The 12,614-nt window shown below is 36.0% G+C and carries 16 protein-coding genes; 5 read left to right on the top strand and 11 right to left on the bottom strand.

Annotation, left to right across the window (positions count from 1 at the left end):
• Positions 1–11 precede the first annotated feature (11 nt).
• Together BUL40_RS06730 and BUL40_RS06735 are read left to right on the top strand one after the other, a co-directional pair.
• A complete protein-coding gene (locus BUL40_RS06730; protein WP_244901834.1) occupies positions 12–548 on the top strand; it encodes an RNA polymerase sigma factor in 537 nt (178 codons plus the stop codon).
• Positions 549–1,340, top strand: coding sequence for an anti-sigma factor (locus tag BUL40_RS06735; protein ID WP_080318590.1), 792 nt, complete (start codon positions 549–551; stop codon positions 1,338–1,340).
• Between the two features lie 3 nt (positions 1,341–1,343).
• On the opposite strand, the gene BUL40_RS06740 is transcribed toward BUL40_RS06735, so the two are convergent.
• Both BUL40_RS06740 and BUL40_RS06745 read right to left on the bottom strand, forming a co-directional pair.
• The gene (locus BUL40_RS06740) at positions 1,344–2,342 is read right to left on the bottom strand and encodes a VOC family protein (RefSeq protein ID WP_080318591.1); all 999 of its coding nucleotides are present in this window, start codon (positions 2,340–2,342) and stop codon (positions 1,344–1,346) included.
• Positions 2,320–3,036, bottom strand: coding sequence for a TIGR04283 family arsenosugar biosynthesis glycosyltransferase (locus BUL40_RS06745; RefSeq protein WP_080318592.1), 717 nt, complete (start codon positions 3,034–3,036; stop codon positions 2,320–2,322). Before BUL40_RS06745 ends, BUL40_RS06740 begins: the two co-directional genes overlap by 23 nt.
• A gap of 129 nt (positions 3,037–3,165) precedes the next feature.
• Here BUL40_RS06745 and BUL40_RS06750 point away from each other — a divergent pair, with 129 nt between their 5' ends.
• On the top strand, positions 3,166–3,948 hold the full coding sequence (locus BUL40_RS06750; protein WP_080318593.1) for a DUF547 domain-containing protein: 783 nt from the start codon (positions 3,166–3,168) through the stop codon (positions 3,946–3,948).
• A gap of 68 nt (positions 3,949–4,016) precedes the next feature.
• Here BUL40_RS06750 and BUL40_RS06755 read toward each other — a convergent pair whose 3' ends face one another.
• From BUL40_RS06755 to BUL40_RS06765, 3 genes are all read right to left on the bottom strand, one after another.
• The gene (locus BUL40_RS06755; protein ID WP_080318594.1) at positions 4,017–5,300 is read right to left on the bottom strand and encodes a tetratricopeptide repeat protein; all 1,284 of its coding nucleotides are present in this window, start codon (positions 5,298–5,300) and stop codon (positions 4,017–4,019) included.
• Positions 5,301–5,373: 73 nt separating this feature from the next.
• Positions 5,374–6,090 carry a DUF4331 family protein gene (locus tag BUL40_RS06760; RefSeq protein ID WP_080318595.1) on the bottom strand — a complete coding sequence of 239 codons (717 nt, stop codon included), beginning with the start codon at positions 6,088–6,090 and terminating at the stop codon, positions 5,374–5,376.
• 18 nt (positions 6,091–6,108) lie between these two features.
• A complete protein-coding gene (locus BUL40_RS06765) occupies positions 6,109–6,792 on the bottom strand; it encodes a DUF4331 family protein (RefSeq protein ID WP_080318596.1) in 684 nt (227 codons plus the stop codon).
• Between the two features lie 175 nt (positions 6,793–6,967).
• Here BUL40_RS06765 and BUL40_RS06770 point away from each other — a divergent pair, with 175 nt between their 5' ends.
• On the top strand, positions 6,968–8,155 hold the full coding sequence (locus BUL40_RS06770) for an LETM1-related biofilm-associated protein (protein ID WP_080318597.1): 1,188 nt from the start codon (positions 6,968–6,970) through the stop codon (positions 8,153–8,155).
• A gap of 83 nt (positions 8,156–8,238) precedes the next feature.
• Here BUL40_RS06770 and BUL40_RS06775 read toward each other — a convergent pair whose 3' ends face one another.
• The 4 genes from BUL40_RS06775 to BUL40_RS06790 all read right to left on the bottom strand — a co-directional run bounded on the left by BUL40_RS06775 (position 8,239) and on the right by BUL40_RS06790 (position 9,981).
• Positions 8,239–8,994, bottom strand: a complete 756-nt coding sequence (locus tag BUL40_RS06775; protein WP_080318598.1) for a LytR/AlgR family response regulator transcription factor — start codon at positions 8,992–8,994, stop codon at positions 8,239–8,241.
• Positions 8,995–9,016: 22 nt separating this feature from the next.
• Positions 9,017–9,334: a 2TM domain-containing protein gene (locus BUL40_RS06780; RefSeq protein WP_244901835.1), complete on the bottom strand. Its 318-nt coding sequence runs from the start codon at positions 9,332–9,334 to the stop codon at positions 9,017–9,019.
• A 2-nt stretch (positions 9,335–9,336) separates the two neighbouring features.
• Complete coding sequence (locus tag BUL40_RS06785; protein WP_010518889.1) at positions 9,337–9,639, bottom strand: 2TM domain-containing protein; 303 nt, start codon at positions 9,637–9,639, stop codon at positions 9,337–9,339.
• A gap of 63 nt (positions 9,640–9,702) precedes the next feature.
• Positions 9,703–9,981, bottom strand: coding sequence for a 2TM domain-containing protein (locus tag BUL40_RS06790; RefSeq protein ID WP_080318600.1), 279 nt, complete (start codon positions 9,979–9,981; stop codon positions 9,703–9,705).
• Positions 9,982–10,144: 163 nt separating this feature from the next.
• Between BUL40_RS06790 and BUL40_RS06795 the strand changes: the two genes are divergently transcribed.
• Positions 10,145–10,561, top strand: coding sequence for a hypothetical protein (locus BUL40_RS06795; protein ID WP_080318601.1), 417 nt, complete (start codon positions 10,145–10,147; stop codon positions 10,559–10,561).
• A 3-nt stretch (positions 10,562–10,564) separates the two neighbouring features.
• On the opposite strand, the gene BUL40_RS06800 is transcribed toward BUL40_RS06795, so the two are convergent.
• Positions 10,565–11,902 carry a 2TM domain-containing protein gene (locus BUL40_RS06800; RefSeq protein WP_080318602.1) on the bottom strand — a complete coding sequence of 446 codons (1,338 nt, stop codon included), beginning with the start codon at positions 11,900–11,902 and terminating at the stop codon, positions 10,565–10,567.
• A 3-nt stretch (positions 11,903–11,905) separates the two neighbouring features.
• Positions 11,906–12,529, bottom strand: a complete 624-nt coding sequence (locus BUL40_RS06805) for a hypothetical protein (protein ID WP_080318603.1) — start codon at positions 12,527–12,529, stop codon at positions 11,906–11,908.
• Positions 12,530–12,614: the final 85 nt, after the last annotated feature.

A 12,614-nucleotide genomic window follows, 5' to 3' on the forward strand; every position in this document is an offset into this window, starting at 1 on the left:
TATTTAACCCGATGGTAATAGACCTTGATAATTTAATTGTTCGGTTCAAAGAAAAAGACCCAACAGCATTTGACCAACTCCATGGTATGTACGCAGAGAATATCTGTGGCGTTATCAATACCATAGTTCGTGATCCTGAGCGAGCCCAAGAGCTATGCCAAGACGTGTTCGTTAAAATCTGGCATAATGCCGAAAGTTACGACAGTTCTAAAGGACGATTTTTTACTTGGATTTTAAATATAGCCCGTAATACGGCCATAGACGAGGTTCGTTCTAAATCACATAAAAACCAAAAGAAAAACCTACATGTAGATTTTTTCGTAGGTATTCTTGAAGGCCAAGACAATATGGATTCTAAAACGGATACCATTGGCCTAAAAAAACTATTGCAAAACCTAAAAGCTAAGTGCACTCAAATAATAGAACTTTTATATTTTAAGGGGTATACACAGAAAGAAGTTTCTGAAGAGTTGGCCATACCTATTGGAACGGTAAAAACTAGAAATAGGAGTTGTATTGGGCAAATTAGGGAAAACTTGAAATTGTAGATGGATATTGAAAAATACATAGCGTCCGGTGTGCTGGAACTTTACGTTGCAGGATTGCTTTCAGAAAAGGAAAATCTGGAGGTAGATGCGCTTGCACAACAATATCCGGAGATTAAAACTGAAATTATTGCCATAGAAACCGCAATTCTGGCTTTGAGTAAGTCGGTTTCGCCAGGTGTGCCTAGTTCCAATTTAAGTGGTATCCACAACAGAATCCATAAGGTTAGAACATTAGATACACCAACCAAAAAACAAACCAATTGGCTTAGTTACACAGGTTGGGCAGCCGCTATTTTGTTTGCGGCAGGTTTATTGTGGATGTACAATCAAAACAACACATTAAAATCTAACATAGAAGTAGTTAACCAAGAAAAACTAAAATTAAAAGACACTTTAAACCAAACCAAGTCTAGTAAAATAAAGACGGAAACACTTCTCGAAGAGCTACGAGACCAAAATGTAGCCGTGGTTGCATTAGGTGGGCAAGCCGTTTCTCCGGAATCTTTTGCTAAGGCCTACTGGAATAAGGAAGAAAACAAAGTGTTTATAGATGCCAGCGGATTACCGGAACCCCCAGAAGGGTATACTTACCAAGTTTGGTCTTTAAAACTTGAACCACTAACCCCTTCTAGTTTAGGTTTATTAGACGATTTTGCCGCTAATGACACTAAGGTTTTTGAATTGGAAAACACTAACGAATCTGAAGCATTTGGTATAACACTTGAGCCAGCCGGTGGTAGTGAGTCGCCTACGCTAGAACAATTATATACATTAGGAGCGGTAGGTGCTTAATAGTTATTTTTTCAACTTACGCTTTTCGTGGATGGCCAAAGCTTTTACAAGCCAATTTGGCACGGGTTTATTGCCGTTATCACCTCTTAAATTATAATATAAATTTAAAGGCTTACATATGGGTACTTTGTGGGTTTCTACCAATTCTATCAAGGTACCGTCTGGGTCTTCTAAATAGGCAAAACGCCCTGCGGCCGCACCCATATTAAAAGAATCCGCACTATCTACGGTAAAATGGTATCCTACATTAGCTGCGGTAGATTTAAGATTCTCTAGGTTAAAAACGTCAAAACAAAGATGTATGTATCCCAAATCTCCCCAATATCTATCTTCGTAAATTTTTGTTCGCTTTGCCGTTAAACATTCCAATAGTACCAACTTGTACTTACCGTATAAAGTTCCAAAACCGCCTGGATTTTCATTGGTACTACATAACTCTACTTTTCTAAATTGTTCATTACCCCCGGATATTGTATAAAACTCGTTGCCCATTATAGTTTTATCCGAAGTAATTTTCAACTTAAATAATTGCCGATAAAATGTTAATGCCTTTTCCATATTGGAAACTCCTATTACAACACCAGCAACCCCACTATTCGTATTTTTTTTATCCGTAGTTGGTTCTAAGACCAACCAATTACCATTTAAATCTTGTTCATAAGATTGGGCAGTTTTGGTATTAGCTTTAAGTATGAGCGCGTTAATGCCTAAACTACCCCAGAGAAATGGAGATTTTTGAGACAGTGGCTTTCTTTTGGTGAATTGCCATATTTCAAGTCCGCCCCCACCATTTAAATTTAGGCTTAACAAGGCCCTACGCTGTTCCACGGAATTACCAGTATATTTTGTCATTAACTGGGCATTAGCCACGTCATCAAACACCAAAATATTAAACCCTTTGTATTTATTGTACCAATTAAAAGTCTCAACTAAATTGTTAACACCAATACCTACTTGCTGTATGCCATTAATTTGATACTTATTGTTTTGCGGTTGCTGCATAAGGGGTGCTAAGAAGTTTTGAATGGAGTTGTTTTAATTTTTTTGCGGGATATCCCATTCTAAAAAGAATAACCAATAATAGATTAGATAAATTCACCTTTAGGTATGAATTTGTTTCGTACTTGCGTGAAGAAACAACAAGATTATTGGGGATTATGGTATAGGAATAATTGTTTTGTTTTATCCTACGGAAAATTTCAAAATCTTCCATGATTACCTGGTTTGGATCAAAGCCGTTCAAGGCTTTGAAAACACTAGCTTTTATAAATAAACATTGGTCTCCACCTCCGGTGAAGATACCATCTTTTTTGGTGAAACTTGAATTTATGTTTAGTAAAAAACTGTCTTTATCAAATTTATAGGAAAAGAATCCTGCGTCCATACCGGCGCTTAATGTAACTTTAATATCCCTAAAAAAACCTTGTGGCGGTCTAACATCTGCATGTAAAAAAGCATAGTAATCACCTTTGGCCATAGCAACACCATAGTTCATTTGTTTAGCCCTACCCATTTCTGTGCAGCGAAAACACCTTACCTTATTTTCCAGGCAAATTTCTTCTGAATTATCTGCATTACAAGCAGATACTACCACTATTACTTCCATTAAATAAGGCGCTCCATCCTTTGTTAAGGTGGGCAAAAGCTCAATTAGGTTTTTAGCCTCGTTATGAGCTGGAATTATTACGCTAACCAATTTATATTTTTTGCTGTACCTACGTAAATTTGTTTTAGTCGGTTTGTTTTTGAAAGGAGTTCTTTACATTTCCGTCCAAACCAATGGCTTACTTATTACGTATATTTTAAAGTTTATAAGATACTCCAAATGAAATTAAAACACTTACTGGTTCCATTATTAATCTTAGTACTAAGTTGTGGAACCAAAAAAACAGCTTTAACGGACATTACGGAATCAACAGAGTTAAACGCCCTGTCCGAAGAATTGTTGGAACGAATTAAAAATTCTGAAGAAACCCAATCTATAGAAAAGCGTATCGCCGTATTAGACTTCAATGTCTTGGACACCACTTTAAAATCAGATGCCCAAAAGTATGCGTTTTGGCTTAATGTTTACAATGCTTACATACAGTTAATTTTAAAGGAGCATCCAGAATTTTATGAAGATAGGGGTACATTTTTCTCCAAAGAGCAAATAAAAATTGCTGGTGAAACAGTCTCTTTTGAAACGATAGAACACGGTATTTTACGTAAATCACAGTGGGATTTAGGTCTTGGATATATTAGAAAATGGTTTCCAGGTAAATTTGAAAGAAAATTACGAGTTGCCAAGAGAGACTACCGGGTTCATTTTGCGTTAAATTGTGGCGCAAAAGATTGCCCACCGGTAGCTATATATACCCCTAGCAAGGTTAACCAGCAACTTAAAAAGGGAACCCAGAAATACCTAGAAGCAACTACAGATTACGACAAGAATACCAATACGGCAAATGTAACTTCTTTATTTAGTTGGTTTAGAGGAGATTTTGGTGGTAAAAAAGGAACCAAGAAGATACTAAAAGAACACAAACTTATACCTCAAAAGAAAGTAGACCTGAAGTACAAAAATTACGATTGGACTTTAGCCTTGGACAATTTTATTGATTTATAAAAAATGCCCCCAATTTCTTGAGGGCATCACCAAATAAAAACCAAACAATTAAACAACCAACCTAATTTTTATAAGTTTTTAATAGGTTCTATAGCATCGGGTCCAAGCTCGTAAAAAGCGGTTTCTAATTCCCTTTTTAGCGCCTGCACTTTATCAAATTCGTTATTGACCTTATACACTTCTGCTGTTGTCCACAAAATAGTAGGTTCATAACTTTTGGCGACTAATTTATCTTCTACTACGGCAAGCGCCTTTTTATATTCTCCCATTTTTAGATATGTTTTTGCCAATAAATTATATGTTTCCGGTGTTGGCCTACTTTCAATTTCTTTGAATGCCAATTGCATGGCTTTTTGATAATCTTTTGTGTGTTCCAATAAAAACTCAACATTATAGGCCGCATACATTTGCCCGTAATATGGGTTTTTGGCCAAATTAAAATAGGCATCCAGATTTTGTGCTTTTTTATCTTCATCACCCAAAAAATCATAAATTTCTGCCTTTAACAAATAGTAATCTGGAGCAACATAATTTTGTGTAACGGCGTCCAATATGCGCAGCGCTTCAACTCCATTTTTTTCATGTGAAAAAACTATCCAGGCCAAACCTTTTTTTGCATAGGCATTTTTTGGGTCTAACTTTAACGCTTTAAGATAATATCTGTAAGAATCCTCAATACGTCCGGCATGGCCATAATAATCGGCAATATTGGTGTAAGACCATAAACGCAAACTAATATTGTTAGAAGATTCTGCTCTGGCCATGGCCAGTTCCATCAATTTAATGGTAGTATCCAAATCGCCTTTGTAATCGTTCCATTTTGCGGCCCTTATCAAATAGCCAAAACTGCTCATATTTTTTAAGCTATCTAAATAACTGGCAGCTGTCTGGTAGTTGCCCAATTCCAAATGAACATCAAAAAGTAATGCTTGTGTTTCTTCCTTACCACCACCAATACTATCCGCTATCTCCGCCATTTTAAGGGCTTCTCTAAAACGGTGCTGTGAAATGTAATTTCTTGCCAACCCCCGTGCGTAATTTTCCTTTCCAATATTGGCAATCTCAAAAGCTTTGGTAAGTGCTTTTTCTGCCTTTTTTAAATAGGTGATGTTTCCCGTTTTGCCAAAATTCCGTTCGTATTCCCCAGCAACAATTCCAAAACTCATTAGTTCTGTACTATCCTTGGTTATTTTATTGTTCCAAGTATCAAAATATTTTGAAGTTGTATTGGGTGCGATGGTTTCTAGATAAACATTGTAATCTTCTACGTTACTTTTAAACGTTTTCTCTTTTGTACAGGAGCATAGAAAGATTGCGGTTAATGAGAAAATAAGGATATGTTGTTTGTTCATTGTTCTATATTTTTATTTGGTAATTAAAAGAGAGTACCATTTAAATGGCACCCTCTTTCCTCTTTTCCATAGTCTATTCTGGAGCACCCAAGTATGGAAACTCGGTTGAAATATTCGCAGAAAAACCTACACCATCACTTACTAACAACGGTAAACCATCTTGGCCAGCAAAACGAGCTCCGTTACCGCCACCAAATAACAATATCAAGGATACATCTATAACATCATCTGATAACGTTCTACCTGTTAAACCAACTGCACCTTCATAAGCAGGCGCACCAGCTCCAGGATTAAAATATGTTGTGGGTAAGTTAGGGGCAACTTCTAAAACATCTGCCGCTAAAACACTTGTTAAAACCGTAGCAGATACCGGATTATCCGTATAACCATCCGCATCTGGACCGTTTAAAATATCCCCTAAAATATTCGGCTCGTAATCCACATCTTCCGGAGTTAAACCCAAGGCAACCGCATAACCATCATGATAAGCCTCTAATTGACTTTCAAATCCTGGTTGAAACGTAGCAGCCATTTCTGATGGTATGGCCGTATTGTGCATGTTTTTAATTTCACCGGTGCCGCTTAGTACAGTATTAATACCTGGCCTACCCATGTAATCTACCTGCATAAAAGTTCCAGAAAAATCTACTTCTTCCATCATGCCATCATCTTCCATACCTGTCATATCATCTTCCATCATCATGGAATCATTATCGTCAGAATCACAGGCTACTCCTAAACTCAATAGTGCCCCTAAGGCAATTGTATATGTATATCTTTTAAGTTTCATAGTACTTATTTTTGCTAATTATTGTTTTCTATTTGTAGTTACCCAAGTTTTGTAAACTTCCAAGCCTAAAACGTTGGTAGCCGTTGGTGTTCCCAACATCGCATTTGGTAGTTCAATTACAATAGACATGGTATTGGCACCATCAAACGTGTCTACTCCTGGGCTGTTAAAGCCAGAATTATCTTCAGCACTTGGCATAACAACTTGGTTGTACCTATTAAAATCAAAGAAAAACGGATCTTGTCTAGGACCTGCAAATAAAGAAACCCCGTCTGCAGTGGTTTCTGTAATTGCGGTAGCATCAGAAATTTCTACCATACCCAAAGGGCTGTCTACTGCAACTTCACTTGAAGTTCCGGTTTGTGAAGGGTCAAAAGGCCCAAAAAAGTACATCATCCCGTCTCTTGGAATGGCTTGTATAACTTTATCCTCTACTAAATCGCCATCCAAATCAATATTAATTTCGGTAAGCACGTCTTCATCAAAAGTGCCGTACGGTAGGCCGTCCACCACATTGGTTTGTAAGTCTACCACAAAGGTGGTATTGTCCGATCCTTCGGTTGGTTCAAAGGCATAATAATCTGCAATGTCTGCCGTAGTTCCCATACTATCTGGTGCATCTATATGGTCTGCTGCCACCATAATACCAAGGGCAACCACCAAAGAGCTCAAAATAATGGCTGTTTTAGCTGTGTTTTTCATATTAAATGTTTTAATGATTTATCGGTCTTACCTACGGGGCTTTAAATAGGAGGGTTTGGTTTTAAACGTTAAAATTCTCTTAACACACTTAAGGTGCTGTAAATAAGCAATGATAAATTCTTGTAGTAGACTGGCATAAATTTCCTTACTTTGAGCCCATCAATCAATTACCTAAATGAACCCATCTGCCGCTGGTTGGATTAAAAAGTTTGGCCATGTTATCAAGGACAAACAAAACCATTACATAGACAAAAACCATTTATACCATAGCTTATTGGAACATGGTTTTATCTATGGGGTTCATTTAAGCTCTCCCAGTTTTGCCAAGGCAGAACATATTTATACGGAAGATGAAGTGGCCAAAATAAACCTCTTAACGGCACTTTATTTTACCTATAGTTTTGAGACCCAACAAAACGACTTTTCCAAATTTGTAGAAACGGTATTTACCTATTATAAAAAATTGGACGTAGGCAATTTTACCTTTTTACAAAAAATATTAAGTGGTTCCAAGACGGAAGATCAGTTGGAAAAACTATTGGATTCTAGAATTTATTTAGGTGGAAATACCTTTAGTAGAGCATTTGGAAATAGCTTAACAAATTCTCTATTATATGTAGATGTTTTAATCTTTAGGGAATACCTAAAAAGCGATAAAAATTTACTGGAGCATGCCGAACTATTAGAGTATGTAACCATCAATATTGCATACCAGGCATTGAACTCTAAACAGACCCGAAAGAGTGATGAAAAGTTGCTGCAACTTTTAGCTTCTTCTTTAAGTTTTGTAGACTTGAACGCTACCCAATATCGCAAAAGTTTTCAGGAACTCTTGGACCTAAATTTCAGTGATATGGAAAAGCAATATTTATTGGATATTGCCTGCTTAACGGTATGGGAAGATGGTACCTTGGAGCAAGAAGAATCTAACTATATTCACGAGATTGGCAGGGCCTTAAAACAGGATAAAAAAAACATAGAAAACGCCATCAAAAATGTGCTTGTTTTTTTTGATAAAAACAGGGATAAAATACCTTATTTAAAAGACGATAATTTGGCCTCCAAATTCTATGAAGGAATGACCAAAAACGTTAGTAAATTAATCTTAAGAAATAGTAAAAGACTTGGAAAAGAACTCCGGGAAAGTAAAGAATTAATGTCCTTATTAGTAAAAGCAACCACCACAGATTTAACTAAGGAAGAGCGCAAAAAAGTACAAAAACAATTATTGGATATTTTTAAAAGTATTCCTTCACTAGCCATTTTTATGTTGCCCGGTGGCGCAGTTTTGTTACCAATTTTTATTAAATTAATTCCGCAATTACTGCCTTCTGCTTTTGATGACAATAGAATTGAGGAATAAGTCCTTTTCTAAAGTCTTACTTTAACCATAAGAAATATTTATATAAACATATAAAATACTTTATACCAGTTAATTAAAATAGACTACTCTAACCAAAGCTTAAAGTCTTTTACACGTTCTCTACTCACTATAATTTCCTGCTCCTTGAAGCTATTCATCTTTATTTGAAGTCTAGAATTGGTATAGGAAATGATGTCTTTTATATGATCTATGTTTACGTAAAACTTTCTGCTAACACGAAAGAATTGTTTTGGAGAAATTTCATTTTCTAAATTTTCTAAAGTGGTATCTAAAAGATAATTTCTTCCGTCTGTGGTTGCGGCATAGGTACCCTTATTCTCACTAAAAAAACATTCTACCTCGTCTGCATTTATAATTTTTAGGTGCTGCCCTACCTTAGCGGTAAAACGTTTTTTAAACTCCCTTTCCAATGGGTTTACCAACAGCTTTTTTATGTCGTTAAAATCTATGGAAATTTGGTCCTTTTTGGGTGCAAAATCTTGGTACTTTTTCACTGCCTTTTCCAAGTCTTCATCATCTATTGGTTTTAACAGATAATCTATGCTATTTAACTTAAAAGCTTGTAGTGCATATTCATCATACGCCGTTGTAAAAATGATAGCACTTTTAACTTCTAGTTTATCAAAAATCTCAAAGGATAAACCGTCTGATAATTGAATGTCTAAAAAGATTAAATCTGGATGCTCGTTGGTAGAAAACCAGGCTATGGATTCTTCTACACTGTGCAACATTTTGGTTACGTTTACATCTAGCTCAGAAAGCATTCTAGAGAGTCTTCTTGCCGCCGGTTTTTCGTCTTCAATTATAATTACGTTCATGGTTGGTTTGGTACTTTTTTAATTACAGATATTTTTCTTTTTCCGCTTTATCACGGGCCATAAATTCTTTAATTTTTCGGTCTTCCCATTTAGATGAATACACTGGGATAATTCCAAATGTACGAACCGTATGAAACAATAATCCAATACCCCAAAAAAATGTTGTGGTAAAATTTTTCCAATCCCAAAACGATTCATTATCATAACCACTTTTGATGTAAAGATTGGCCAGGATAAATGCGTTAATTACAACGTAGACTCCCAAATGAACGTAATAACTTTTTAACTGGGCAACCCTTTTTCTTGCTCTCTCGTATTTTAAATCTTCTGCATTTTTCATGATTATTTCCATTTATCGGTTTCCCTATCCTTTTCCATAAACTCCCTAATTTTTCTTTCTTCCCAATCTTTGTTAAAAAATGGATTTACCCTAAAAGTTTTTAAAGCGTGAAAGAAAACACCTATTCCCCAACCAAATGCGGCCCATAAAAACCACATATAACCAAAACCGGTAGTGTAGTAGTTTATTCCTGCCAAAAAGACCACGAATATGAGGTAAATGGTTAGGTTGTTATAGAACTTTTTAAGTTCGTCTACCCTATCTCTTGCTCTCTGGTATTTATTTGCGTTGAAATTCTTTTCCATGATTGTTGTTATTGAAATGCTATTTTTTGATGATGAATTTGCTATGCTTAAAGATACTAACAATTAAAAATTGCCATCTTTCATTAGTTCTGCAATCTTACGTTCTTCCCAATCCTTACCAAAGAACGGATTTATTGTAAAAGCATGTAGTGCATGCCCTACTAGACCCAATCCCCAGCCCAATGCAGGAAAAATTACCCATAAAAAACTTGTGGTGCTGTAGTTAATGTACGCCAGAATAGGAATTACTATTAAATAGGAAGTAAGATTACCGTAAAACCCCTTTATGTTTTCTACTTTCTCCTTAGCTCTTTTGTATTTTAAATCGTCTCTAAATTCCATTTTTATTGTTTTAATTGTTCTTATTAATTACATGGTAAATATCTTAAGAACATAGCCTTGAAGAAAAAATGGATTACCCAATTGTAAGTTTTACAAACTGAATTGTAATTTTGTAATAGAAAACCAATTTTGAACAATCGACACTTGTATATCTGATAGAAATATGAGAATAGCCTATACATACATAGAAGGCAAAAATCTTTTGGTACAGCAGTATTCTGGACAGCCTAATATTAAACAGTATGCAGCCTACCTAGAGCATTTGAAACAACAACCTTTCTATGAAGATGTTTTCTTGTTGTTGACAGACCTAACCCATATGGATTTTGAAGCCGTTAAAGCATCCGTAGAAAGTGTTACCAATACCCGTAATCAAAAAGTAAATAAAAAGTTTAAAGAGGTTTTAGTGGTTTCTAGCCCTAGCAATACTGCATTTGCAACACTTTTAAAAATTGCTGGTAGTAAAAATGCCCAATTTGCCCTCTGCAGTACTTTTGAAAAGGCAATTACCACTTTGGGGATAGACTTGACTAAAACAGAAGTTGAAGAAATTCTAGAATCAAAATTGAAACTTGTTTAGGTATTAAAAATTCTCATCTTCCATGTATTGTTTTATTTTTCGCTCTTCCCAATCCTTGCCCAAAAGAGGATGATAGCCAAATGCTTGCAATGCATGAGCCGCTAGCCCAAACCCCCAGCCCAATGTGGGGAAAATTGCCCAGATAAAACTCGTAGTACGGTAATTTATCCACCATAAAAACGGAATTACCAATGCATAAGCCGTTAGGTTACCATAAAAGCCCTTGATAGCTTCTACCCGTTCTTTTGCTTTCTCGTAACGCTTTTCCTCTAAAAATTCGTCTTGGGTTTCCACACGAGATATTTGTTGGTTAAGCATGGGTAAGGTTACTCTAAAATCGGTTTCCGTTTTTTCTATAGATACTTCCCTATTGGTTAAAATCTGATAGCGTTGTTTAATGTTCTGTAGTCCAACCCCACTACTCTTTTTTACCACTTCCTTAGCCTGTAGGTTGTTACTCACCACCAAATTGTTCCCAGCTTCAAACACTTTTAAGTGCAATGGCCTAGATGCCGTAACAACATTATGCTTTACTGCATTTTCTAATAATAATTGTAAACTCAAAGGCACAATTTTAGCTTCTGGATCTGTTGCCTGATCTGGAATATCAAACACAATACTATCTTCAAAACGCATTTTTAACAAACGAACGTAAGTCCTTGCAAAGTTGAGCTCCTCATCTACCGTTACCAAATCTTTATTCTTCTGCTCCAAAACATAGCGGTATACTTTGGAAAGGGACGTGGTGAATTTCTGCGCTTGATAAGGGTCTTCTTCTATTAAACTAGTCAATACATTTAAGCTATTGAACAAGAAGTGTGGGTCTAACTGATTTTTTAACGCATCAAAACGGGCAGATGCGGTACCCGCAATAATTTTCTGCTCTTTTACCTTATTGTCTTGTCTATATTTGTAATAATAGGCCCCATAAAATATGAGGTTTATTACAAAAGAGATAATTAGGGATTGGGTATAGTTATGTACGCGCTCCCCAAGAAGAAACTCCATAAAAACCTCATCTCCAAAAATTACAAGCCTTATGAGTCTTGCAAAGAAAATAGCGATAAGAGAAACTACTAAATTACCTCCAAAAGCAATAGAAAAGCGTTTAACTCTCCATATTTTCTTATCAAATCGCTTTAGAATATAATCAAACCAATAAATGTTGAGCATGTAGATAATGATAGAAAAAATGATATTCTCATAATATTCTGCCCATGCTCCGCGCCATAATTGGGTTTTATCCACATCTGTAAAAAAGTAGAAATAAACCATAAAGACCACATAAATTGCGGTCCCTATGAGTGTTCCTTTAAAAAATTCCTTTATAAATTTTTGCATGCTCTAGTTGTTGCATTGGGCCAAAACTTCTTTGGCTCTGTCTTGCCCCCAGTTTGGATAAAATTCGGTTTCTGGTTTAAAATTAGCGAAAAGTTCCAAAGACCGTTCCACATCTTTGCAATAAGGGGTGGTATCCTTTCCAAAATATTTGGCAGACCCCATGTCCCACTCCGCTTTAGAAAACACTACTCTAGGGTTGTTGGGCGCTAACTGTGCCGCCTTTTCATACAATTGCACTACTTTTCCAGAAAGGGTCATCCCATAGGTTGCCCCATCAAAAGCAATGTACGCCGTATTTGTCAAGGCCTCTAAAACCAATAGCTCTGCATTATCTGGCGAAATATTCTTGGCCACGTCTATAAATTCTTGTGCTTTTTCTAATTTTTGTTTCAATTTGGTTTCATCTGTTTCGCCAAAAGAGGCTGTTGTATTTACCAATGCGTTATAGTAGTAGGGCAGCCAATTGTCTTGTTCTACCATAGAAATACGTTCAAATAAATTAGAGGCTTCGGTTATTTTACCTTCTCCCCAAAGTTGCAAAGCTTTTTGCATACCCTTAGTGTATTTATCTTGTGCACTTAACATACTGGTTACAACTAAAAGACAAATTAAAATAGTTTTTTTCATGACTGTTTGTTTTTATGTTTGATTACGATGTAAAACTCGGGTTAACCAGCAAGCCATACCAATAGGAGTTACCCAACTGTATAAA

This window comes from Croceivirga radicis (assembly GCF_002072105.2).
GTDB classification, from domain to species: Bacteria; Bacteroidota; Bacteroidia; order Flavobacteriales; family Flavobacteriaceae; genus Croceivirga; species Croceivirga radicis.